Source organism: Simkania negevensis Z, from assembly GCF_000237205.1.
Taxonomy (GTDB): domain Bacteria; phylum Chlamydiota; class Chlamydiia; order Chlamydiales; family Simkaniaceae; genus Simkania; species Simkania negevensis.
In genome coordinates, this window is record NC_015713.1 from 1,223,559 (window position 1) to 1,245,322 (window position 21,764).

Below are 21,764 nucleotides of genomic sequence, written 5' to 3' on the forward strand. Positions count from 1 at the left end.
TATGAAAAAATTCCTATTTATTTTCCTGTTTGCCACTTTTGCTCTTCATGCAAATGAAGAAACTTTAGTGAAGTTTAAAGGAAGGCACTCACTCGCAAGCTACCATGAGTGCGAACTTCCAGCGCTTTATGATACACAAAGTCTACGCTCTGCATTTTTTTCAGCAATCAAAGCATCTGGAGCTCACGCCATATCTTATACTGAACACTATTTCGATGATGGAGCTTACACAATTCTTGTTCTTCTAGAAGAAAGTCATGCGACATTGCACTCCCATCCAGAATGTAAGGCTTGCTTTGTCGATCTTTTTACAGCAGGAAACACCTGTGATGCTAAGCCTTTTCATCACGCTTTAATCGATTACTTAAGACCTGCTCTTTCCAATCTCAACTCAATTGAAAGGGGTTAAATGAAAAAAATCGCTGCTCTCATCGACAATCTCTTCGAAGAAATGGAGCTATTGTATCCTGTCTTTCGTTTGCAAGAAGAAGGACATCAAATCACCCTTGTTGGACCTGCTGACAACACAACATACAAGGGAAAAAACGGCTATAGCTACAAAAGCCAAATTTGTTACAAAACTCTCAAAGCTAAAGATTTTGATGCCATTCTCATTCCTGGAGGATTTGCACCTGACCGTTTCCGTCGTATTCCAGAAGTCTTAACCTGCGTCCGAGAAATGGACCAAGTAAAGAAACCCATAGCCTTTATCTGTCATGGTGGATGGGTTCCGATCTCTGCTAAGATCCTTCAAGGAAAAAAAGCAACCGGTACCTCTGCGATTAAAGATGACTTGGAAAATGCTGGAGCAATTTGGATAGACGAACCCGTCGTGATCGATGGTCATCTTATCAGTTCAAGAACGCCTGTCGATCTCCCCCAGTTTGGGCGTGCTATCGTCGAGGCTCTTAGATGAAAAAGCTTCTGGGTCTTCTTTTTCTTCTTCCTTGCCTTCTTTTTGCTGAGGACAAAGAAAACCCCCCATCGATCTCTGATCCGCGCCTGCTCTCCCTCGGCGTTGGAGTCTTCAACATTGTACGGAATACTAAAGCAGTGACTTTTCAGCTTGAATACCGCTCAGATCTCGCTATCTATAAAAACCGGTTCATCTTCATTCGTCCTCTACTTGGGGTCATGGCGACAACAAAAGGCTCGACTTATTTCTATGGCGGCGTGGCTTTTGATTTCTTCCTCACTAACTTTCTAGTCTTTACACCCAGTTTCGCCCCTGGATTCTATATTAAGGGGGGAGGAATGGAATTGGGCTTTCCTTTAGAATACCGCTCTTCTGCAGAGCTCTCCTACCGGTTGAGCAATAAATCCCGGTTTGGGGCGATGTTTTACCACATCTCTAATGCCAGCTTAGGCTTTAGAAATCCCGGTACTGAATGCCTCGTCTTCTTCTACGCTTTCCCACTATATTAACCTATACTCAAACAACTTTTGAAGCAGTTTGAATATAAGTTCTTCCCATTCTTTTCAGCCTTTTTGGTTTGAAAAGGGCAACAAAAAAGCCAGAGTTTAGGTTATTAAGATAGCGTTAAGAATCCTCTTTTATTCTCTATCAATCGGATAAAAAAATATTTTCCAAAACCTATTTTTTTTTAATTTAGCCAAGTTATAATGGCATTAGGGGATGCCAATCATGTGCGAAAGGCAAGTTGGCAAAAGAGAAAGAAGGAACCCACCACATAGCATTTATACTCAAACAACTTTTGAAGTAGTTTGAGTATAACATTTTCATATTGTGAAAGATAAGTTTTTCACAAACGGGAATTCTTGCGGCCAAAAAATTGAAGAAGGGGAGTTTTTCATGTCTGGGTCTGGTCAACCTATTTTTAAACCGTTTCCATTTTTTGCGGGATGCCACACACAGACAATTGCAGCCTCATTTCTAACCTTTGCTCGAAATCCTGAATCGACTACACGTTTTGTCCACCTCTCAGATGGAGATCGGATCACATATGAAGTGAGCACCCCAACAAGTTGGAAAGTTACAGATCCTACAGTCGTGATGGTCCATGGCCTTTGTGGTTCACACCGTTCACCTTACATCGTGAGGCTAGCTAACAAACTCGATAAGCGTAACATACGGACAATCCGGATCAACTTGAGAGGGTGCGGGACTGGAAGAGGGCATGCTAAGAAGATGTACCACGTTGATTGCAGCAATGATATTTGGCATGCGCTCAAGAAGATTAAACACGAAACTCCTGATTCGCCTCTCACCCTGATGGGGTTTTCTCTTGGGGGCAACATCGTTCTGAAAATGGCTGGGGAATGGGGAGAAGAAGCTCAGCAGATTATCAATAAGGTGATCGCAATCAACCCACCAATCGACATGTATGCAAGTGTCCGTCTGCTGAGCAAAAACAAGGTTTATGAACGTTATTTTATGCGCTATTTGCGCTCAGATGTGCTGTTTCGACACAATTACTTTGAGGATATGCCACCCATTGAAATTCCAACCGGGATGTCATTGCTGGATTTTGATGAATTTTACATCGCTCCAGAATCGGGGTATGAATCTGCGCAAGACTATTATTATGCAACAAGTTCTGGGCGACTGATTCCTGATATCCAGGTCAGTTCCCACATCCTATTTGCAAAAGATGACCCAATCGTAGACTGCAATGTAATGGAAGATGTTCCTGTTCCACACAATGTCGACATAGTCGTGACTGATCAAGGAGGACATTTGGGTTATCTTGGAATGCCGGGTCAAGAAGGGGGTTTCCACTGGATGGATTCTATAATCCTCCAGTGGATTTTTGAAGAAGGCTAATATTTCCCCTGGTGATTTGTGAGCCATTTCATAATGAAGGCCGATTCATAGTGAGGCTTACCATTGATAAACAAACAGGGAACTTGGACTTTGTTGCCTTGACGAGTGAATTCGTGATAGGCATGAGATTTTCGATCTGTCACATCTTTGACAGGAATATTTTCTCCAAGCGTTTCAAGGTGTTGCATCACTTTGATACAGTAGGGGCAATTGGGCTTAATGTAGAGCACGACGTGATACTCTTTTTTAGCTACAGGCCTTGCTTCATCATAACACACTTCATAGTTTTCGAAGTTCGTTGACAGGGGTGTCTCAATTGAAATCTCTTCAACTTGAGGGGGGATGTCGTAGTACATTTCATTCTCCTACTTGGTTCGGAAAGAGAAATTTTAACCCAAATTCATAAATCATTGAAGCAGTTTGTTGCTGCAGCTTAGAATAAAACTGGCGAGAAGAAGATCGATTTTCTTGCTCTAAGTCAACCTGGTAGAGGTAACACATCGGTTCTGCAAAAAGAAGGAGTTCATGTGCACGTACCGGAGAGAGGGGTTTCCTTAATGAAACCTCAGTTACATTGCCAAAGAGTTGCCCAAATTTAGACACCACATCGCCTCGGCAAACAAACCCTCGGTAGTTCGGTTTTTCATCAGGCGATAGAGCCTCCCACTTTAGAGCAAGTTCTGTAGCCACACCTGGAAAATTAAACGCATAGGAGATTTCATGAGATGCGTTGCTAAGGAAGGCATGTTCATGGAGCAAGGTGTATGCTACAATGACACCTCCAAGGCTATGCCCAATCGCGCGCGCCTTTCCTCTCTCTGTTGTCACAGTTTTTAGCCAGCTGTGGAGATTTTTTTCAGCATTTTCAAAGAGGCTACGGCCAGGTCCTTTCGGATCGAGATCACTGATGATCGAAGCACGACCACCCTCGCTAGCAAAGGAAAAATCGGTTCCTCGAAAAAGCAAAAGAGGGGCCCCTAGATGATAGTCAGCGCTTACAAGTCCAAAAGCGCGGATCTTACTCCAAAGATCAAAGACTTTATCCACTACAAAAGTCGACATATGAATAGTTTGATCAGGTCCCAAAGTAGGAATGGGAATTTTATCACCCTCATTGAGTTCCCGGTACGCCAAAACCTTAGCGAGTACTTCTGCTGTGGCGTAATCACACAGCTCGGGATTTAAGATTTCATCGTGAATCAGGCGGAGAATACGGCAGGTTTCTTCAAAATCTTTTGCCTTGTTTGTCACCTGGCAAATAATTCCTTTTGATGCGAAGCGTTTACGATACGATTGCCCAAGTTGATGAAGAGCCTCACTGGAATTTTCATAAACTTGACATTCCCGATGGTGGTTGAGCTCATAGCACCGAGAGGGATACTTGAAAAGCCAAGAAAGAAAGACTTCCCAATAACGAAAAGTTTGAGCTGAAAAAGAAGAATCAGAAGGTGTTTTGTCCATGTACTCTCACTCAATCTGTGAGGGACACTTTTTCATGTCCCTCATTTTTGATGATAGCAAGAGCAGGGTTTTCCCATCAATCTTACTAACCTGAACGCAGGGTTTATTTTGCTTAGCCTAAAGAATGAGTTCTCATAAATTCTCGGTGTTCTTGTCGATGGGAAGGACTAAACGGTCCTTTTCAAGGCAAATAGGCTAAGAAGAAAAAGGAGAATCCCTGAAAATGAGTGAAAGAAACCCAGAGTTCAGGTGACTACTACTTTGTCTTCTTTGCAGGGCGATGGCCACTTGATTTAGACCCAACATGAAGACTACCTCCACTCCCATCAGGTAAACTGACAGGAATCTCACTACGACTCGAGCCGGAACCATAAGGGTTTGAGCTTCCTCCAAAATGCCATGATCTTGATAGATCACATGATTTAGAAACATCGGTTGGAAGATGAGAAGGCGGACGTTTTTCCTCACTAGCACTCTTTCGATGCGGCCTCGGGCCAGAGCTATAGGTCGACGTGCTTAAAGTTGCAGTCTTTCCATCACTCATCACAACTGGAACACGATGTGGATTAGAAGGAGGTTTATACGGTGTCTCATAAGGATTAGTTGGTGGATAACTTCTTGGAAAATCATAGGAAGGAGGTCTATAACCCCCAGTTTTTGGAAGAGGAATGTAGTAAGGACTAGTGCGCCTATCCCAATTTGGATAAGGATACGACTCAGGTTTAGGGGGAGGCATGTGACGAAAAAACTCTCCCATAAATTCTAAAACCTTTGAAAGACTTCCGAAGATAAAGATAGCAGCACCTGTCACAAGAATGATACCTCCTGCCCATTTATCCAGTCCAGGCGGCAGATACTTAAAACTAAAATAAGTTCCAGCCAAGGTCGCAATTAATGTCAGCGACCTCGTGGTCATTTGGGTCTCAGATCCATAAGCAGGCACCATGTAATTCCTTGGGAAAGAGCACACCTTTGCATTTTGAATTGTGGACATATCTCACCTCTCAACGGATTACGTATTGTCTTTTTTCTTTGGCCTTTCACCAGAGGTTTTAGATCCAACATGGAGTGTCGCACTTCCTTGATCAGTCGTTACTGTCACTCCAGGAGAAGGAGAATGACTTGGGGGAGTTGAACCGACTTGGGGTTGTGGATGTCCCGACCCTTTTTTAACAGGTCTTGCACCAGATGCCTTGGATCCCATATGAAGTTGATTAGTAGGAGGTTTATCATCTCCGCCCCACATTTTTGCAGAACCTGACTTTGAAGGGCTATTAAATAATCCCGAAACGTACTCTAAAAATTTCGAAAAACTTCCAAAAAGAAAGAAAGTTGTCCCTGTGAGAATGGTGATTCCTCCGGCCCATTTATTCATGCTTGGAGGAAGATAAGAGTAACTTAAATAGGTTGCTGTAATTGTTAACGCTAAAGTCAGTCCTTTTTGCGTATTTGAAAGATCCTTTGAACCAAACGCATCCATCGCGTAGTTTGCAGGGAATAGATTTGCTTGAATCTTAGTCATATTTCACCTCATGAATTTTAAAAAGGGCTCTAACAAGTTAGGGTTAAAGTTAGAGCCCAAAAGATTTTGCTTATAGGGGAACGTTATTTGCTCTCACAAATTTTACAAAGTCTAAGTTTTCGTAGCTGACAATAATGAATTTGCTACTAGAAACAAAGCGAGAGTACCAATTGTCGTAAGCTCCGATAATGACAGTCTCTCCTTTTTCCCAACATTGAACATGCTTGATGTCATGTGGGTCGAGTTTCCAGCATGTTTGGTTCCCACGTCCATCGATCAAAATGATTTCACCTTCGTAGGGATCGATGTGAAAAATGCGGTTGGTGAAGTGATGATCCATAACCGGACCTGCAGTGTAGTTAGCACCCACATAAGTTCCAGTGTGGCGATTGGTGATAAAAAAGTCAGAACTTGAAAACCAGTAGGGGTTTGCAGAAATGGTGAGTGGAGAGTTGGTCTTCCATTCCATGACTTCTTCACGATCAGCATCAACAATTTCAAACTGAGCTCCATCTTGGAGTTCAATTAAAGAGCCATCGATTCCTTTTGCAGCAAGAAGTTGAGTTCCCTGCGGAAGAATGAAATGTTCTTGAACGGGAGAATAAGGAGTGACATCAGCCACGCAAAACGTCGTGACACTTAGGAGTACGAGACAAATTTGGAAGAATCTTTTCATCATAACGATACCTTTCCTGTTTTTTTTCAACGTATTGTAACAAATTTGATCTAAGATCCTAAAAGACTCTGGATTAAAAGAAAATAAAAAACTCCTTTACATCCTCTTCACATACTCGAGTTCCATAAGTGTTTTCTCACGTTGCAAGAAACGACCGTTTCACTCATACTTTAATCTATTTACAACTTTGAGAAATGAGATGTCGGTTCATCCAACATTTGAAGAGATGGTCAAAATCACAAAGGAGGCAAAAAACCCTCCAGTGCAGCGGCAAAGCTTAGCAGAGCTGCGCCGTGGGCCACATCTTATCAAACCGTTGGCAGGAGAACCCCCTCCTGTACCGCGTATCTTAAACCACATGATTGAAAGTGGCGAGAGGCAACTTATCTTACGCATGTACTATCCCAAAGATAAAGAAAAGCTGCCGATTCTTCTCTATTTTCATCCTGGTTGCTTTGTCAAAGGAGACATTGAAGCACATGACATCGTCTGTCGACAGCTTACCCTTGCAAGTGAATGCATTGTCGCTTCGATCAATTACTCACTTGCCCCTGAACACAAGTTTCCAGCGGCTATTGAAGATGGGTATGCGGCTCTTGATTTTCTTGCAAAACATGCGCAAGAAGTGCAAGCAGATGGCCGCCTTGCGATTGGAGGAGAAAACGCTGGCGCAAATATTGCAGCTGCATTAACGCACCGCTTGAGAGATGAAAGGGGATTTGAGTTAGATTTCCAAGTTTTGATTTATCCCCAATTAGATCTCACTTTATCTCATCCGTCGATCAACAAATATGGGAAGGGCTACCTTCTTGAAAAAGAAGCTCTCGAGTGGTACCGCTCCCGTTACCTTCCTCTCCAAATTCAGCCGAGTGATCCTCGCGTTTCGCCTCTTTTTCAACCGAAGTTTGAAGGACTTCCTCCTGCGCTCATTATCACAGCTGAATTTGATCCATTGAAAGATGAAGGGGAACTTTACGCAGAAAAGCTAAAGCGAGCAGGTGTCCCAACAACCTTGACATGTTATGCTGGAATGTTGCATGGGTTCTTTCAAATGGGTGGTGTCATCGATGAAGGGCAACAGGCCATTCACCAAGTAGGTGATGCCCTAAAACAGGTGTTTTTTTAATGAAAGATCAAATCAACGGAACGAATTGTTCTTTGATAGGGTTTGGTTATTTTTTAGCACGCCCTTATCTTTGGATTGGACCTCTGTTTGCAGCTCTTTTAGCTCTGATTATTCTCATGGGCGTTTTCTTTCTTGTCGCTTACTTTAGTTGGCCCACGTCAGCTGGGACAGGCTGGCTTTCCTATTCTTGGGGTGTTCTAAAGTCGTTTGGCTATGCATCGATTTCTATTTTAGCTCTCTGGGTTTCACTCTTTCCCATCATCCTCAATGTCGCGTTTGAACGAATGGCAGCTAGAATTCTTCACGAAAATAAAAAAGAAGTGAAGGCTGAGGGAATGGGTCAAGCCACATTCTCCAGCATTCAGGTCATTTTTCGAACACTTGGATGGCGCCTTTTTTGGCCTTTAGCTGCAATTATCTGCCTCTTCTTCTTTGGACCTTTGACAATCTTTATTGCCCAAATCGGGATGGCCCATATTGCAGTCATTGATGGGTGCGACCTTTCACTTTCTGTTCAAGGTGTTAAAGGAAATGTGCGTATCAAACAGATCAAAGAGCGGCGAGGTCCGATTCTTGTTGGGGGATTCATGGCAGGACTGCTCAGCATCATCTTAACTGCAACAATCATCGGATGGGTATTTTGGCTCCCAGGTGTTTATGCAGGAACCGTGCTATGGTCGATGCACTGGAATCAAATTAAAGCTTCGCAGCCCGGTTGATGAGGATTGCATCGGTGAGAATGAGCGCAGCCATCGCTTCAACGATTGGAACGGCGCGGATTGTGACACAAGGATCGTGACGCGATCCTTTCGGCAATTCAAATTCTTTTTTCCTTCCCTCGGTATCTACCGTCTTTTGCTTTTTTTCAATGCTTGAGGTCGGCTTAAAAGCAACTCGAAACAGAAGAGGCATCCCTGTTGAAATCCCGCCAAGGGTTCCCCCAGCATAATTGGTTTCTGTTTTAATATTTCCCGCATCATCTGTGATAAAAGCATCATTATGCTCCGATCCTTTCATGCGGGCTGCAGCAAAGCCAGAGCCAATTTCAAACCCTTTCGTCGCAGGAATGGAAAGCATTCCTTTGGCTAAGTTTGCTTCGAGTTTTTCATAGACTGGATCGCCGAGCCCAACGGGAAGATTGATCGCAGCGCATTCAATAATTCCACCTAGCGAATCCTTAGCTTCTTTCGCTTCTAAAATGGCTTTCATCATGGCAGCAGCAGCTGTCTCATCAGGGCAGAAGATGGGGCTTGCATAGGTCTTGTCACGTAAGGCCTCGAGACTTGAGAAATCAGGCTCTTTCATCGCAATCCCGTCAATTTCACAAATGAATGCCGTTAATTTGATATCGAAATGGGCGAGAATTTTCTTCGCAACGGCTCCGGCCGCAACGCGGCAAGCTGTTTCTCTTGCAGAAGAGCGTCCTCCACCGCGGTAATCAAAAATGCCGTACTTTTCCAGATAAGTGAAGTTTGCATGACCTGGGCGCATGAGGTCTTTAATCGGTTCATATTTTGACGAGTCTGCATCTTTGTTGTGGATGATGATCGAAAGGGGAGCGCCCGTTGTTTTTCCTTCAAAAACCCCAGAATAAATCACGGCTTCATCTTTTTCTCCTCGAGGAGAAGTATAGGGAGTTTTTCCTGGCTGTCTTTTTTCTAGCTCGCGGTTGATGTCTTCATCATTTAAGGGAAGATTTGCAGGACATCCATCAATGACAACGCCAATCCCTTTACCATGAGATTCTCCCCACGTTGTGATGCGAAAAAGTTGTCCAAATGTATTACTTCCCACGAGAGCCCTTTTTTCTTACAGCTTCATCAAATATTTCGCAGATGGCACTTACAACATCAGCATCTTTCATGCCGGTCACATTGATTTCAGTTGCACCAAGTTTCCGATAGTATTCATCTCGCTCATCATACATGCGATCAAAGGAGCTCTCTGGATTGTTTGGGTCGAGAAAGACTGGAAGGTCTTGCATAGAAAGGACCCGTTTCTTGAGAGGCTCTTTTTCGAAAACGAGATAGAACATGTGACTGCTCTTACTCAGGGCTTCGACATTTTCTATCATGATCATGGCGCCACCCCCAACAGCAATGACCGAATTTTGAACATCTTGAAGAGATTGAATCACTTCATACTCAAGAGCACGAAAACCAGCAGGTCCCACTTCAAGAAAAATCTCACGGCAAGGCACCCGGTGCCCACGGTGCATGCGGTAAAGGTCTTCGATGAGATGATCGGTATCGATGAAGGCACGACCTAACTTTTTCGCAATCTGCTTGCCAAATGTCGTTTTGCCACATCCTTTAATCCCAAAAAGTAAGATATTCATGCTTGTTCCTGTAAATTAGCCCCGAGAAGTTGAAAGTGATCGGCGAAAGTTGGGTAGGTCTTGCTCACACATTCAACACCCATCACCTGTGTTTCTCCTTTGGCTCCCAGTGCAGCAACACTCAGAGACATCACCATGCGATGATCGTGGTAAGTTTCAACTATGGCTCCTTGCAATACAGAGGTCCGCACCACAAGTCCATCCTCTTTTTCTTCTATATCAGCTCCCATCTTTTTCAGCTCGGTTGCAATTGCACGAATGCGGTCACACTCTTTAGTGCGAGCAATAGCAGCGTTTTTGATTTCTGTGGTTCCTTCAGCATAGCACCCTACAACAGCGAGAATTGTAATGGCATCAATGTAGTCGTTGATATCGAGCGTCATCCCCTTAAGCTTGCTTCCTTTTTTGACGTGCAATGTTCTTTTCTCTTTGTTGATCTCAATTTTTGCGCCCATCTCAATCAGCACTTCAATGATCTTTTTATCCCCCTGGACATCGTCCATATCAACATTTTCAATGGTAATGTCAGAATCAGTAATGAGCGCTGCAACAACAGGGAAGGCAAGTGAGCTAAAATCACCAGGAACTGTGTAATCAAAGCTATCATATCCACCACCCCCAGGGATGTGATACAAAGTGTAATCGTTATTTTGGTAAGGAAGCTTGAGAGTGTCAAACCAATGCAGGGTGAGATCAATCCACGGTTTTTCTCCGGGATTCCTCACTTCAATTTCAGTTGGCCCTTCTGCAAAGCAGCTGGCAATGAGTAGCCCTGAAACTGGCTGAGAGTCTTGCCCCTCTAAAGTGGCTCGCCCCCCGTTATAAGGTCCCTTGATGAGAATCGGAGCAAATCCATCGAGTCGCATACTTTCGGCAAACACTCCAAGAGATTGGAGTCCTTCAAGCAAGGGCTTTACCGGGCGGTTATGCCGAATAGAACGATCTCCGGTCAAAACGGTATAGGTGGGAAGAAGACCTGCCAAAGCTCCAATAAATCTGAGAACTTGACCTGAATTACCCGAATATACAACGTCATCTGCAGGTTGCAATTTGCCTGCAACACCTCCGATCTCGAGCCGATCGGAAAACATATCAACAGTTGCGCCAAAGTTTTTGATTGCCTCAATCATCGCAACGGCGTCAGGGGATTGGAGATACTTGCGCACGATCGTTTTCCCTTTCCCCATCATTCCAAACAAAATAGCGCGCAAAGTGTGAGACTTAGATGTCGGTATCTCAAGTGTCCCTTTGAGAGAACTCTTCTTAATGCGGTAGTGTTTCATGCGTCTCCCTTATAAAATTCAGCAACCATCCAACCCAATGTCTCATCTAGGAGATCTTCATCAATCACTGTGCAGTAAGTATCTTTAAAAGATTCAACCTTTCCAATTCCATCTAAAATCACAAAGCGTGGTGTCCGTTTTTTTGCCTTCTTATCAAAACGCATCATGTGGAGCATCTGTCTTTCTGTCACTTTTTCTGAAATCGATAGGCGATAACCCATCACTTTAATGAGGTTATAGATTTCATCGAATTCTGACTCACTAATTTTCCCAAGCTTAAAAGAAATCATGCTTTCGACAACCATCCCCAAAGCAACTGCTTCACCATGAGGCATCTTGTACTCTTCTAAAACTTCAATTGCATGCCCAATCGTATGACCAAAATTGAGCATCCGGCGCATCCCTTTTTCATAGGGATCAGCTTCCACAACCTTTCGCTTGACTTGGCAGCTTTCATAGACGAGCTTTTTAAAGAAAGGCATGTCCCGTTCAGTCCACTTTTCGAGATCTTCATCGAGCATTTCGAAAAGATAACTGTGTTCAATCAGCCCATGCTTCAAAATTTCTGCCGTCCCTTCGCGTATTCCGTCATCGGAAAGAGTAGTTAAAAAAGAGAGATCCATGAAAATGGCAAGGGGGTGATAAGTCGCCCCAATAAGATTTTTCCCAAATGAAACGTTAATACCGGTCTTTCCACCAATGCTGGCATCGACCATTCCCAGTAACGATGTTGGGATAGAAATGTAAGGAACTCCGCGACAAAATGTGGCAGCAATGTAGCCAACTAAGTCTGTTGTCACCCCGCCACCCAAGGCAATTAAAGTGCTGCCACGCCCATGCCCTGCATGAAAGAGCTCATCTTCGAGATGCTCTTTAACGGAGCGGCTTTTGCTTTGTTCTCCTGCTTTAAATGTGTGCAACGTCACATCGAGTCCCGCTGCGGTTAAAAAGTCTACAAGAGATTGACCATAGAGTTTGCCTACGTGATCATCTGTGACAATCGCAAAAGGAGAGTGCTGCTCTTGACAGAGCTGGAGAAAGAGAGGATTTTTTAGCAGATCATAACCAATAGAGATAGTCGTTTTAAACTCTTTGGATTTGGTTTTAAGTGTGATTTGGTCTTTCATAGGAGCCGAGATGTTTGAGCAAAAATTTCTGTTTCAAATTAGCGATAACTTCTTGGACTTTTTCTTCAAAGATATGCCCTGTCATCTCCATAAAATATAAGGGAGTATGTCCTTCTTGTAAAAGGAGATTTTCAAGTTTTAACACTTCGCATTTTTTTTCTTTTGCTAAAGCGCGAATTTGGTTTTCTACAGCTTTAAGCGGATCACTAAAAATGAGAAAAGCACTACAATCATTTCCTGTAGCTTTCTTCACTTCTTTTCCAATGATGAGAAAGGTCGTTGCATTTTCAGGATCATCTTCAATGTGCTCTTTCAATACAGGAAGTTTGTAGATTTCCGCAGCAAGAGGGGAGACAATTGCAATCGTTTCTCCTTTTTGATCCAACTTCAGTTGCATTGCCGAGTGGCCATTGCTGAGAGTTTCGACCACTTTGCAATGGACTCCAAGCGCATCTAAGGTCTCTTTACACTGCGCAAAAGCATGGGGATGAGCTAGAAGAGATTTCGCCTCCTCAGGCTTTCCTTTTCCCGCTAAGAAGTGAGTGATTTTTTCAGTGAGACAGCCCCTTATGGAAAAGTCGTACTTCATGAGGTTGACCACTGTTTCTTCCACAAATCCCGATCGGTTATTTTGAATTGGGACAACAGCTTCCTGAATCTCTTTTTCTCCGAGCCGAAAGAAAACCGCATCGATACTATCTGCAAAAACAATTTCGGCATTTTTATGCGCCTTTTTTGACGCTTGATGCGAAAAGGTTCCTTTCGGTCCCAGAGTGACAAGCTTCATTCAACTTCCTAAGTCATTTCTTTAGCCATTTCTTGCCTGCAATAGGCAACATAAATATCAAAAAGCTTCTCTACCACATCTGGATCGATTGCATATCTTTCTGCAATCTCACGCACTTTTTGTATTTGAAGCCTTTCTCTATTCCCATCAAAAACGGGAAGTTTTTCTCTCTTCTTTAAAGCGGCAACTTGTTGAGTCAATGCACGCCGTTTTGCAAGTAAAGAGATGATCTCTTCGTTTAAACTATCAAGCATAGTGCGTAATTCTAAAAGTTCCATCTTCATCCTCCGCTATACCTGTCTTCCGGTTACTTTGGCAATAACTTTGACCTCTTCCGAAAGATTTTCGAACTCTTCAGGAGAAAGGGCTTGTCTTGCATCACATGCCGACTGTTTAGGCCTTGGATGAACTTCTATCAAAAGACCATCTGCTCCCACAGCCACAGCAGCTTTTGACAGAGCAGGGATGATGTCTCCACGTCCTGCAGCATGACTCGGATCTACGATCACGGGCAAATGAGTCAGTGTACGTAAAATCGCAACACTACTTAAGTCGAGAGTATTTCGAGTGGCTTGCTCAAACGTCCGAATGCCACGTTCACACAAAATCACTTGGGTGTTGCCATGGGCCATAATGTACTCAGCGCTCATGAGCCACTCTTCGATTGTCGCTGACATGCCCCGCTTCAAAATCACAGGCTTATCTGTCTTACCCACTTCTTTCAGTAAATCGAAGTTTTGCATGTTGCGTGCTCCAATCCGCAAAATATCGACATGCTCTGCAGCAATCGCCACATCACGAGGATCCATCACTTCTGATTCAATCAGCAGTCCATGCTTTGCTTGCGCCCGTTTATGCATCTTAAGCCCCTCAAGCCCCAATCCTTGCCAGCTGTAAGGAGACGTGCGAGGTTTGAACGCCGATGCGCGCAAAATTTTTACGCCGCTTGCTTTCAGCTTTTCAGCCACTTCGATGAGTTGCTCTTCACTTTCAATGGCGCACGGTCCTGCAATCAATGCCACATGGCTTCCCCCAATAAGCACATCCCCGACCTGAATAATCGTAGGCTCTGACTTGAACGCCAAGCTTGCCATTTTGTAGGGAGCTGTCGTTTCTGTCAGTTTTTCAATTGAAGGCATTGCCTTCAATTCCTTCATCAGTTCCTCGGATAGATTGTTTTCAATTCCCACCACAGTACTGCCTCGATCCCGTGTCACGCAGTGACGCATGCCAGCCTGATCGAGTAGCATTCTTAGTTTCATCACCTCATCAGACGAGGCATTTTTCTTCAATGTGATTAACATTTCTTGCTCCTATTTGAAAATCGGTGACCCACTCTTCCGATTTCGGGTCTTGCCGATTGAGGATCCGCTCCATCCGCTTTTGCAGATGTTTGCACAGAGGTCCTCGTTTTTCTGAAATGAGACGTCCTTCCACAGACTCCACATGGGTGATCTGAGCTGCAGTTCCTGTGAGAAGCAATTCATCACACGAAAGAACCATACTCCGGTCAATCGATTGCACCTGAACTTCAATTCCTTCCTCTTCGAGCAATTCCAAAACACTCCGAAGAGTGATACCATCCAAAACACCTTCAAGAGGGGGGACAATAATCTTATCCCGGTACCTGAGAAGGAGATTGGCCGCACTTGCTTCGACAATGTGCCCCTCTCGATTGGTCATTAAGGCTTCATCGTAGCCCGATTGAATAGCATCAGTTGTTGCCAACGCAGAATTAAGGTAACAGCCGCCTGCTTTCGCCTTTGTAGGGATTGCATCATCTGCAATCTTTTTCCAAGGGGAGATTTTCATCTTCAGTCCACGCTCAGGATCAAACAATGGACCGAAAGGGACCATGTAAATTCCTAAGTGAAACTCAAGCTTGCGGTAGTTGAGCTGGAGCATCTCCGTATCAGAAAAAACGAATGGACGAATGTAGAAATCACCAGTCGGCTGATTCTGATGAATCAAATCTTGGAGAGCACATTTGAAATCTTCATAAGAAATTTCAAAATCCCAACCCATGATCTGCATGGATCGCATGAGTCTTGCATGATGGTCCTTTAAGCGAAAAATGCGCACAACACCCTCACGAACATGACCACGCAATCCTGCGTAGCACGTTGAACCGTATTGCAGGCTGTGGCTTGCAATGGATAGGGTGGCATCTTTCAGCGGGACCACTTTGCCTTTAAAGTAGGCGAATGGCATGGGACTCATGGGTCACCTCATTTCATATCATTATGTAATTGTTTAGAGTGTAAACTCTGACTTTTGGTTCCTCTTTTCGAGGCTTAAATAGAAAAAATCTGGGTTGGGGTATAGGGGTTGAATGGCGCTATGCGCCAAAATAGAAATAGTAAAAAGAACCTGAAAGCAATGCCTGAGAGGCTTGCCGGCGAAGAGGGAGGATCTGACGATTCTCTTCTTGGTTCTTCATGATTTCACAAGTTTTGTTACTTATATCCATAATTATAGCATTCAAAAACGGGATTGTCAACTATCATTTCTAATTTCTTGATAAACAAGTAGTTAAAATCGATTGAACTAAACCTTTAAAAACCAGTATCATTAGTCTCGATTTTTGGAAAATGAGAGGTTCCCATTATGAGTTTCACCTCAGCCACAGCCAGAAGCCTTTTCACCACTACACCCTCAATCAGCTATGCTCCATGGGTGACAGAACACATGGACAATCTCAAAGCCCTTGTCGACCACGTCTTGGGAGATGACAAAAAAAAAGACGATCATCATTGCCCCCGCTCCTGCGGCTGGGATTATAGCTGGTATGGCCCCTGGTGGCACTGGATGCCCTCTTATTCTCCCGTGACCATCTACAATGGGGGAAAGCCTAAAGATGAAGATGAAGACCACACCGGTCTCGCAGTTATTGCAACTGTGGCTTTTTTCATTCTCACATTCTTTTGCGGGCAATCTTTCACAGCCTACAGAAGCTACACATCGCAAATAAAAGAGCACAACACTTTTAACGCTGAATTCGACGCCGCAGCCACAAGGCCTTCTCCAGCAAAACCTCTTGGCACTCTTAAGCAAATCAACACCAAAGCTCAAGAACTCTTAGAAAATAAGCAGCACGATGCAACAGTGAATCTTGCCCTTTTTGTTGGAGGGCTTATGACAGCGCTATTCATTGCGATTGGAAGCTACTACAAAATTCCCACCATGCGTCGCTATGGCTGTTACACCGCTTTTCCGCTTGGATTTATTGCTTTGCTTCGCCTTGGCATGAAGATAAACGATAAAACAGATATTAAAATCGCTCAGACTCTCAAGAAACACTTAAAAAACTACTGACTTTTTTCCTCTTTGTATATACTCAAACTACTTCAAAATTTGGATTTTCGGCTGCGCCAAAGCACCGTAATTTGCCGATCTTAAGTGACCTCATATTCCTAAATATTGGGACACTTAAGATCGACGAATTCCGAAAGCTTTCGCGTTGCCCAAAACCAAATTTTGAAGTAGTTTGAGTATAAGATGGATTAAATGAACATCAATACAATTGGAATCATTGGGGGAAAGGGAAAAATGGGCCGTTTGTTCGAACCCATTTTTAAACGCTATGCAAAAAAAGTTCTTCTTTCAGATATGACTTCGAATGAAAAAATCGCAAAGGAGTCTGATGTCTTGGTTTTTACTGTTCCGATTGCAAGCACAATTGAGGTAATCGAGTCATTGCTTCCTCTCATTCGTAAGGACCAACTTTTGCTCGATTTCACTTCGATCAAAGAAAAGCCTTGTGAAGCGATGCTAAAATCTTCTGCGTCTGTCATAGGTATGCATCCGATGTTTGGGCCAAGCGTTCAGACGCTAGAGGGGCAAACAGTTGTTCTTTGCCCTGTGCGTCCAGATGAGTGGCTGGATTGGATTGTGGATTTGCTTCGGAAAGAAAAGGCAACAGTTATTCAAACCACACCAGAAAAACATGACCGGATGATGGCTGTTGTGCAGTGTTTGGTCCACTTCACATCTCTTCTCTTTTCAAAAACCATGAAAGAAGAGGGGATCAACCCCGAAGAGCTCTTTCAGTACGCCAGCCCGGTTTACCGGATGCAGCTTTACATTGCTGGAAGGATCGCAAACCAATCGGCTGAACTCTATCGGGACATTCAATTTCAAAATCCCGCATTTGAAAAGACCCTTGAAAACATGACTGAGTCTTTTGAGACGATGAAGTCCACAATCCTCAAACATGACGGCGATAAATTTGAAGAGACCTTCAAAGAAATCCAAGATTTTCTAGGACCAGAAATTCTAGATGAGGGGCAAACCATGACCAATATGTTCATCAAACTCATGAGGTCTTCATGCTAGTGATTGCGATTCAAGGTTCCTTTGATGCAGCCAAAAAGGCGATTGAAGAGGCCAACAATAAAGGAGAAGCTATTGAACTGCGTCTTGACCTTCTCAAAGATCTAGAGCATGTGAGTAAACTGAAAAGCCTCTGTAAACTTCCGGTGATTTTTACCTTACGCAAGAAGGCTCAAGGAGGGGAGTTTCAAGGAAGTGAACAAGAGCGGGAAGCAAAGCTCTTAGAGCTTTTGACTCTGAAACCTGACTACGTCGATTTAGAATTCGATGTAGATCCTAGCTTTGCCAAAAAGGTGCATCAGAGTTTTCCAGATGTTGCAATCATTTGTTCCTACCACGATTTTGACAAAACTCCAGACAATCTTGAAAATGTCCTTACGCAAATGACTCAAATGCGTGCTTCTATCTATAAAATCGCCACTTTTGCGAATTCTTCTCTCGATAGTTTGCGCATGCTCAGTTTCATTTTGCAAAAACGAAGAGAGGGGATTTCTCTTGCTGGGATGAGCATGGGTCCTCATGGAGATATCACGCGCATTTTAGCGCCTATTGTGGATAGTTTACTAACCTACACGTCTCTTTCAAGCGAAGAAAAAACAGCTCCTGGACAAGTCCCTGTTGACACTCTTGAAAAAATTTACCGCTTTTCAACGCTTAATCAACAAACGAAAGTGTATGCTCTGATTGGAGATCCCGTTGAGCAAAGCATCGGCCACTTCGCTCACAATACCCTATTTAAAAAGCTCAAAGAAAATGCTGTCTATGTCAAGATCTTGGTCCGGTCAGAAGAAGTAGGCCCCTTTTTTCAGCTTTTGAAAACACTCCCGTTCCACGGCTTTAGTGTCACTATGCCTCTTAAGGAAAAGGTGGGAGAGCATTTAGATCATATTAATCCACAGGCAAAAAAAATCGGCGCGATCAACACCCTAAATTTGAATGAGGGACGATGGGAAGGGTTCAATACAGATGCAAGTGGAGCGCTTGATGCTATCGAAGAAAAACGACAGGTGGCTGGAAAGAAAGTTGTCATCCTCGGCGCTGGAGGAGCTGCAAGGGCACTTGCCTATGAAACAATTGAACGGGGCGGAGAGGTCCTCATTGTGAATCGCACCGAAGAAAAAGCCAAGAAGTTGGCAAGGCAACTCGGATGCGAAGGAGTTGCGTTAGAAAGATGGACAAAACCTTCTTATGACATCTTGATGAATACAACACCTGTTGGAATGACCACGAAAGGCTTAAGCTTGATTTCTGAAAAGGCCCTTTTGAAAAACGCTGTTGTTTTTGACGCGATCATGTATCCAAAAGAGACGCCGCTTTTAATTTTAGCCAAAAACAAAGGATGCCAAATCGTCTATGGAAATGAAATGTTCACACGTCAAGCCGTGAAGCAAGCAGAAATTTGGCTTAACCGGCCTTTAGATACTCAAGACCTTCTTCTAACTCTTGAGCACCTTTGTCATGCATTAGAGAAGTCTTAAATGGATCTTCATCCTCAATCCGCTGATGGATTTCATCCCAGATTTGATCGGGAATTTCAGCGCCAAGCATTTTCACAACGTAAGAAGCTGTAAGGCAACCTAGCCAAGCACACTTTTGGAGAGGTTCATTCGTCAAGTAGCCATGCAAAAAACCACTTGCGAAGAGATCTCCCGCTCCAGTTGAGTCGAGTGCATTGACGGCAAAGGCAGGGGAGTAGAAGAGAGATTTTCCGCTTTGGGTCCAGCAGCCACGTTCACTCATGGTCACGACAACAACTTGACAAAGTGAGGCTAAATTCGAGCAGGCCTCTTTGGGAGGAAGTCCTGTGAGCTCTTTAGCTTCTAATTCATTACAAAATAGGATGTCAATATACTCTGGGAGGATTTGAAACAGGAACTCTTTATTGCGGCGGACGATTTCAACATTGGCTAGGTCTAGAGAAATCATCACCCCCTTTTCTTTCGCTTTTTTAAGGGAGCGGAGGACTAGGTCAGGATCGACAACTTGATACCCTTCGACATGAAAGAGTTTGACCCCTTCAAAATATTCATCTTTCAGCTGCATATTGGTGAGGCTATGCGAAGCCCCTAAATAACTGCGAAAAGTTCTTTCGGCATCAGGCGTAATAAAGCAAATGGCTTGGCCTGTGGGAAGCTTTCCTTGCTCTAGGTAAGAATCAACCCCCGCCCGACGCATATTTCTAAGGAAAAACTCACCTTTATCATCAGAACCGATCTTTCCAACAACTGCGCAACGGTGGTTAAAATGGGCAAGACCTTTGATCACATTGACCCCGCTTCCACCTGTGACCATCCGAGAAATGTTGGGATTACGCTCAAGAATTTCAGTTAAAGTCTCATGATCAATTGGTGCCCAAGTTCCTTTTTCAATAGTAATTGTACGAAGCTGCTCTTCACTAATCAAAAAGAAATGATCTACTATTGCAGCACTTAAGCTTAAAACTTCTGGAGTCTTTCTAGGGGTATCAGCATAGAGGCTTACTCCCCCTATTACTAATGCGAGTAGTAAGACACGAATGGACTTTAACATGGTCTTCCTTTTTCAGGTATTTAAGTCTTTGCGGAAGGATAGTTAAGTCGTCTTTTTAGCGCATTAAGTTTTTAATTGCGTCAATTCGGTCTGAAATTTCAAGGGCTTGTCCAGAGAGAGATGTCCCAACACGATCATAAAAAAGGCTGAGAAGTGGAAAGCTTGGTTGCAACACCACCTTCTCCATAATGTGGTCGACTTCGATATGACCTGTTTCACCACGGCTATATCTATGGTCGTGCATTTTCTTGGACACGTCGAAAGACGACCCATGAACGACAAAGGGGAGAGAGAATGCAAAAAGAGCTGTGAGGGAGACTTTGTTGAATATTTTTTTTATTTTGTTTTTATTCATTAGTTACCTCATATATTGACCACCATAATTGTAAACACTTTGCATTCATCTGTCAATCTGAAGCAATTTTTTATTATATAAAAAATTTTTTGTATTGGATTTTAATAAATCTCTATTTAAAATGTTTCATTTAAACTCGAGTGTTTATGTCTATTATCGGTTCACTCTTACTTGGTTATGAGGGTAAATACAATGTCCTCAATACATCAGTGAGTTTTGAGACTTCTGATCGGTCTATGAGTTCGGAAAACAGCCACTTTTTGGTAACAGCAATAAGAAACACGCTCCATAGCTACCCCTTTCGCGTTGCTACACTTGCCTTTACCCATTTCTTTGTTCATGAAATGGGGCATGCTCTTACCCAGCAAATGCTTATTCCCAATGAAAATCATATTGTCATTTTTACAGATCAATTCGGGGCTTACAACAAAGCATTGACCTATAATGAGGGTTTCCAATCGTCTTTAATTAGTCTAGCTGGTCCACTCGTGGATATGATCTATTCTTGCTCTTTACTTGCAGCTGCAGTACTCATTCAAAAACATATCTCAAAATGCGCAGGCTATATATTGGGGAGTGGGGCTGTGGTTTGGATACTTGGTGAGCTTGTTTATGCATTTAGCTCAGCTCTGAGGGACGACATAGGAGATTTTGCTCGGATAGCTCATAATGGGATTGACCACCTGTTACTTTCATTGAGCCTCCTTGTTTCCGTATGCGCTCTTGGCATTTTTAGTTCAGTTAAGCTCGCTTACTCCTATTGAAAGAGAGTATTTTCTTGTAGAAGGGCTTTTTATATAACTTTCTCTTGAGAAGTTGAACGCTTGGGTGAGAAGAATCAACCGAATAGGCTAAATAGAAAAACCCTTCCGCTGCTTCCTTTTTCTTCAAAGCAAGGTGGTAAAAAGCCATTGTAACCATAAATCCTCGGTATTCGGACAGGTGGAAAATCGTCCGGGAGGGATCGATTTGGCGTAAATCTAATTTCGGACCAAAAATTTCGAGAACTTTATCGAGCTGGCCCTTCCGAATGCAGTAATCGGCATAATTGATTTTCCCGAGGAGATAGTCGGGATTTTGGATGTAATTTTCTTCGATGAGTTCATGAGCCCGACGCATTTTGCGTTTTGCAATCCAAAGGTAAGTTAGAAGGTTTAAGATTTCAGGGTGGTGAGGGTAGTCTTTAAGGAGGAACTCGACCTCTTTAAGGGCTTTTTTAGGGAACTCTTGTGCTAATTGATGCAAAGTCAAAAAACGGTCAATGTCGCTTTTCGAAAGGGTCTTTTTAAGAAGCGTTAAATCACGGTCAATCGTCACAATGATTCGCTTCATTGTGAAGTGAGGGGTATTTTGCTCTGGAATAGTTATGGTTTTTGTCATGTGACTCATCATCTCAGTTTTGTACATTTTTTGGCGAATAGGCACTAAGAAGTGTGTGGAAGA

Annotated in this window: 26 protein-coding genes; 10 read left to right on the forward strand and 16 right to left on the reverse strand. The window is 43.4% G+C overall.

The window, feature by feature from the left end; genetic code table 11:
- Position 1 precedes the first annotated feature (1 nt).
- The 4 genes from SNE_RS06200 (at position 2) to SNE_RS06215 (ending at position 2,785) form a co-directional block, all read left to right on the forward strand.
- Positions 2-409 carry an S-adenosylmethionine decarboxylase family protein gene (locus SNE_RS06200; protein ID WP_013943520.1) on the forward strand — a complete coding sequence of 136 codons (408 nt, stop codon included), beginning with the start codon at positions 2-4 and terminating at the stop codon, positions 407-409.
- Positions 410-916, forward strand: coding sequence for a type 1 glutamine amidotransferase domain-containing protein (locus tag SNE_RS06205; RefSeq protein ID WP_013943521.1), 507 nt, complete (start codon positions 410-412; stop codon positions 914-916).
- The gene (locus SNE_RS12275; protein ID WP_013943522.1) at positions 913-1,425 is read left to right on the forward strand and encodes an acyloxyacyl hydrolase; all 513 of its coding nucleotides are present in this window, start codon (positions 913-915) and stop codon (positions 1,423-1,425) included. Before SNE_RS06205 ends, SNE_RS12275 begins: the two co-directional genes overlap by 4 nt.
- 388 nt (positions 1,426-1,813) lie before the next feature.
- A complete protein-coding gene (locus tag SNE_RS06215) occupies positions 1,814-2,785 on the forward strand; it encodes a YheT family hydrolase (RefSeq protein WP_148258969.1) in 972 nt (323 codons plus the stop codon).
- Here the strand turns inward: SNE_RS06215 and SNE_RS06220 are convergent.
- From SNE_RS06220 to SNE_RS06240, 5 genes are all read right to left on the reverse strand, one after another.
- Positions 2,782-3,141 carry a glutaredoxin family protein gene (locus SNE_RS06220; protein WP_013943524.1) on the reverse strand — a complete coding sequence of 120 codons (360 nt, stop codon included), beginning with the start codon at positions 3,139-3,141 and terminating at the stop codon, positions 2,782-2,784. The two genes, SNE_RS06215 and SNE_RS06220, sit on opposite strands and share 4 nt — an antisense overlap.
- A 1-nt stretch (position 3,142) precedes the next feature.
- Complete coding sequence (locus SNE_RS06225; RefSeq protein ID WP_013943525.1) at positions 3,143-4,246, reverse strand: hypothetical protein; 1,104 nt, start codon at positions 4,244-4,246, stop codon at positions 3,143-3,145.
- Between the two features lie 256 nt (positions 4,247-4,502).
- On the reverse strand, positions 4,503-5,240 hold the full coding sequence (locus SNE_RS06230) for a hypothetical protein (RefSeq protein WP_041418862.1): 738 nt from the start codon (positions 5,238-5,240) through the stop codon (positions 4,503-4,505).
- Positions 5,241-5,258: 18 nt separating this feature from the next.
- On the reverse strand, positions 5,259-5,768 hold the full coding sequence (locus SNE_RS06235) for a hypothetical protein (RefSeq protein WP_013943527.1): 510 nt from the start codon (positions 5,766-5,768) through the stop codon (positions 5,259-5,261).
- A gap of 70 nt (positions 5,769-5,838) precedes the next feature.
- On the reverse strand, positions 5,839-6,447 hold the full coding sequence (locus SNE_RS06240; RefSeq protein ID WP_013943528.1) for a hypothetical protein: 609 nt from the start codon (positions 6,445-6,447) through the stop codon (positions 5,839-5,841).
- A 196-nt stretch (positions 6,448-6,643) separates the two neighbouring features.
- Here SNE_RS06240 and SNE_RS06245 point away from each other — a divergent pair, with 196 nt between their 5' ends.
- Positions 6,644-7,570, forward strand: a complete 927-nt coding sequence (locus SNE_RS06245; RefSeq protein ID WP_013943529.1) for an alpha/beta hydrolase — start codon at positions 6,644-6,646, stop codon at positions 7,568-7,570.
- Positions 7,570-8,289: a hypothetical protein gene (locus SNE_RS06250; RefSeq protein ID WP_013943530.1), complete on the forward strand. Its 720-nt coding sequence runs from the start codon at positions 7,570-7,572 to the stop codon at positions 8,287-8,289. The genes SNE_RS06245 and SNE_RS06250 overlap by 1 nt, the downstream gene beginning before the upstream one ends.
- Here SNE_RS06250 and aroC read toward each other — a convergent pair.
- The 8 genes from aroC to SNE_RS06290 are packed head-to-tail and all read right to left on the reverse strand — an operon-like array spanning position 8,267 to position 15,325.
- On the reverse strand, positions 8,267-9,364 hold the full coding sequence (gene aroC / locus SNE_RS06255; RefSeq protein ID WP_013943531.1) for a chorismate synthase: 1,098 nt from the start codon (positions 9,362-9,364) through the stop codon (positions 8,267-8,269). The genes SNE_RS06250 and aroC overlap by 23 nt on opposite strands.
- The gene (locus SNE_RS12280; RefSeq protein WP_013943532.1) at positions 9,354-9,908 is read right to left on the reverse strand and encodes a shikimate kinase; all 555 of its coding nucleotides are present in this window, start codon (positions 9,906-9,908) and stop codon (positions 9,354-9,356) included. Before SNE_RS12280 ends, aroC begins: the two co-directional genes overlap by 11 nt.
- Complete coding sequence (gene aroA / locus SNE_RS06265; RefSeq protein ID WP_013943533.1) at positions 9,905-11,191, reverse strand: 3-phosphoshikimate 1-carboxyvinyltransferase; 1,287 nt, start codon at positions 11,189-11,191, stop codon at positions 9,905-9,907. Before aroA ends, SNE_RS12280 begins: the two co-directional genes overlap by 4 nt.
- Positions 11,188-12,318, reverse strand: a complete 1,131-nt coding sequence (gene aroB / locus SNE_RS06270; protein ID WP_013943534.1) for a 3-dehydroquinate synthase — start codon at positions 12,316-12,318, stop codon at positions 11,188-11,190. Before aroB ends, aroA begins: the two co-directional genes overlap by 4 nt.
- Positions 12,296-13,105 carry a prephenate dehydratase gene (locus tag SNE_RS06275; protein WP_013943535.1) on the reverse strand — a complete coding sequence of 270 codons (810 nt, stop codon included), beginning with the start codon at positions 13,103-13,105 and terminating at the stop codon, positions 12,296-12,298. Before SNE_RS06275 ends, aroB begins: the two co-directional genes overlap by 23 nt.
- An 8-nt stretch (positions 13,106-13,113) precedes the next feature.
- Positions 13,114-13,383 (reverse strand): chorismate mutase, encoded by a 270-nt coding sequence (locus tag SNE_RS06280; RefSeq protein WP_053225341.1) that lies wholly within the window; start codon positions 13,381-13,383, stop codon positions 13,114-13,116.
- Between the two features lie 12 nt (positions 13,384-13,395).
- On the reverse strand, positions 13,396-14,409 hold the full coding sequence (aroF, locus tag SNE_RS06285) for a 3-deoxy-7-phosphoheptulonate synthase (RefSeq protein WP_013943537.1): 1,014 nt from the start codon (positions 14,407-14,409) through the stop codon (positions 13,396-13,398).
- Positions 14,375-15,325: an aminotransferase class IV gene (locus SNE_RS06290; protein ID WP_013943538.1), complete on the reverse strand. Its 951-nt coding sequence runs from the start codon at positions 15,323-15,325 to the stop codon at positions 14,375-14,377. The genes aroF and SNE_RS06290 overlap by 35 nt, the downstream gene beginning before the upstream one ends.
- Before the next feature lie 387 nt (positions 15,326-15,712).
- Between SNE_RS06290 and SNE_RS06295 the strand changes: the two genes are divergently transcribed.
- The 3 genes from SNE_RS06295 (at position 15,713) to aroE (ending at position 18,915) form a co-directional block, all read left to right on the forward strand.
- Positions 15,713-16,420 (forward strand): hypothetical protein, encoded by a 708-nt coding sequence (locus SNE_RS06295; protein ID WP_013943540.1) that lies wholly within the window; start codon positions 15,713-15,715, stop codon positions 16,418-16,420.
- A gap of 192 nt (positions 16,421-16,612) precedes the next feature.
- Positions 16,613-17,440 (forward strand): prephenate dehydrogenase/arogenate dehydrogenase family protein, encoded by an 828-nt coding sequence (locus tag SNE_RS06300; RefSeq protein WP_013943541.1) that lies wholly within the window; start codon positions 16,613-16,615, stop codon positions 17,438-17,440.
- Positions 17,434-18,915, forward strand: a complete 1,482-nt coding sequence (gene aroE / locus SNE_RS06305; protein ID WP_013943542.1) for a shikimate dehydrogenase — start codon at positions 17,434-17,436, stop codon at positions 18,913-18,915. Before SNE_RS06300 ends, aroE begins: the two co-directional genes overlap by 7 nt.
- Here aroE and SNE_RS06310 read toward each other — a convergent pair.
- Together SNE_RS06310 and SNE_RS06315 are read right to left on the reverse strand one after the other, a co-directional pair.
- Positions 18,842-19,966, reverse strand: coding sequence for an adenosine kinase (locus tag SNE_RS06310; protein WP_053225342.1), 1,125 nt, complete (start codon positions 19,964-19,966; stop codon positions 18,842-18,844). The two genes, aroE and SNE_RS06310, sit on opposite strands and share 74 nt — an antisense overlap.
- Positions 19,967-20,021: 55 nt before the next feature.
- Positions 20,022-20,321: a hypothetical protein gene (locus SNE_RS06315; protein ID WP_013943544.1), complete on the reverse strand. Its 300-nt coding sequence runs from the start codon at positions 20,319-20,321 to the stop codon at positions 20,022-20,024.
- Positions 20,322-20,467: 146 nt separating this feature from the next.
- Between SNE_RS06315 and SNE_RS06320 the strand changes: the two genes are divergently transcribed.
- Positions 20,468-21,085: a M50 family metallopeptidase gene (locus SNE_RS06320; RefSeq protein WP_013943545.1), complete on the forward strand. Its 618-nt coding sequence runs from the start codon at positions 20,468-20,470 to the stop codon at positions 21,083-21,085.
- Here SNE_RS06320 and SNE_RS06325 read toward each other — a convergent pair.
- Positions 21,063-21,701, reverse strand: coding sequence for a tetratricopeptide repeat protein (locus SNE_RS06325; RefSeq protein ID WP_041418866.1), 639 nt, complete (start codon positions 21,699-21,701; stop codon positions 21,063-21,065). The genes SNE_RS06320 and SNE_RS06325 overlap by 23 nt on opposite strands.
- Positions 21,702-21,764 lie beyond the last annotated feature (63 nt).

Bases quoted from the DNA above. Each gene is read 5' to 3' on its own strand.
- SNE_RS06200 (WP_013943520.1), top strand. From the start codon at position 2: ATGAAAAAATTCCTATTTATTTTCCTGTTTGCCACTTTTGCTCTTCAT.
- SNE_RS06205 (WP_013943521.1), top strand. From the start codon at position 410: ATGAAAAAAATCGCTGCTCTCATCGACAATCTCTTCGAAGAAATGGAG.
- SNE_RS12275 (WP_013943522.1), top strand. From the start codon at position 913: ATGAAAAAGCTTCTGGGTCTTCTTTTTCTTCTTCCTTGCCTTCTTTTT.
- SNE_RS06215 (WP_148258969.1), top strand. From the start codon at position 1,814: ATGTCTGGGTCTGGTCAACCTATTTTTAAACCGTTTCCATTTTTTGCG.
- SNE_RS06220 (WP_013943524.1), bottom strand. From the start codon at position 3,141: ATGTACTACGACATCCCCCCTCAAGTTGAAGAGATTTCAATTGAGACA.
- SNE_RS06225 (WP_013943525.1), bottom strand. From the start codon at position 4,246: ATGGACAAAACACCTTCTGATTCTTCTTTTTCAGCTCAAACTTTTCGT.
- SNE_RS06230 (WP_041418862.1), bottom strand. From the start codon at position 5,240: ATGTCCACAATTCAAAATGCAAAGGTGTGCTCTTTCCCAAGGAATTAC.
- SNE_RS06235 (WP_013943527.1), bottom strand. From the start codon at position 5,768: ATGACTAAGATTCAAGCAAATCTATTCCCTGCAAACTACGCGATGGAT.
- SNE_RS06240 (WP_013943528.1), bottom strand. From the start codon at position 6,447: ATGATGAAAAGATTCTTCCAAATTTGTCTCGTACTCCTAAGTGTCACG.
- SNE_RS06245 (WP_013943529.1), top strand. From the start codon at position 6,644: ATGTCGGTTCATCCAACATTTGAAGAGATGGTCAAAATCACAAAGGAG.
- SNE_RS06250 (WP_013943530.1), top strand. From the start codon at position 7,570: ATGAAAGATCAAATCAACGGAACGAATTGTTCTTTGATAGGGTTTGGT.
- SNE_RS12280 (WP_013943532.1), bottom strand. From the start codon at position 9,908: ATGAATATCTTACTTTTTGGGATTAAAGGATGTGGCAAAACGACATTT.
- aroA (WP_013943533.1), bottom strand. From the start codon at position 11,191: ATGAAACACTACCGCATTAAGAAGAGTTCTCTCAAAGGGACACTTGAG.
- aroB (WP_013943534.1), bottom strand. From the start codon at position 12,318: ATGAAAGACCAAATCACACTTAAAACCAAATCCAAAGAGTTTAAAACG.
- SNE_RS06275 (WP_013943535.1), bottom strand. From the start codon at position 13,105: ATGAAGCTTGTCACTCTGGGACCGAAAGGAACCTTTTCGCATCAAGCG.
- SNE_RS06280 (WP_053225341.1), bottom strand. From the start codon at position 13,383: ATGGAACTTTTAGAATTACGCACTATGCTTGATAGTTTAAACGAAGAG.
- aroF (WP_013943537.1), bottom strand. From the start codon at position 14,409: ATGTTAATCACATTGAAGAAAAATGCCTCGTCTGATGAGGTGATGAAA.
- SNE_RS06290 (WP_013943538.1), bottom strand. From the start codon at position 15,325: ATGAGTCCCATGCCATTCGCCTACTTTAAAGGCAAAGTGGTCCCGCTG.
- SNE_RS06295 (WP_013943540.1), top strand. From the start codon at position 15,713: ATGAGTTTCACCTCAGCCACAGCCAGAAGCCTTTTCACCACTACACCC.
- SNE_RS06300 (WP_013943541.1), top strand. From the start codon at position 16,613: ATGAACATCAATACAATTGGAATCATTGGGGGAAAGGGAAAAATGGGC.
- aroE (WP_013943542.1), top strand. From the start codon at position 17,434: ATGCTAGTGATTGCGATTCAAGGTTCCTTTGATGCAGCCAAAAAGGCG.
- SNE_RS06310 (WP_053225342.1), bottom strand. From the start codon at position 19,966: ATGTTAAAGTCCATTCGTGTCTTACTACTCGCATTAGTAATAGGGGGA.
- SNE_RS06315 (WP_013943544.1), bottom strand. From the start codon at position 20,321: ATGAATAAAAACAAAATAAAAAAAATATTCAACAAAGTCTCCCTCACA.
- SNE_RS06320 (WP_013943545.1), top strand. From the start codon at position 20,468: ATGTCTATTATCGGTTCACTCTTACTTGGTTATGAGGGTAAATACAAT.
- SNE_RS06325 (WP_041418866.1), bottom strand. From the start codon at position 21,701: ATGACAAAAACCATAACTATTCCAGAGCAAAATACCCCTCACTTCACA.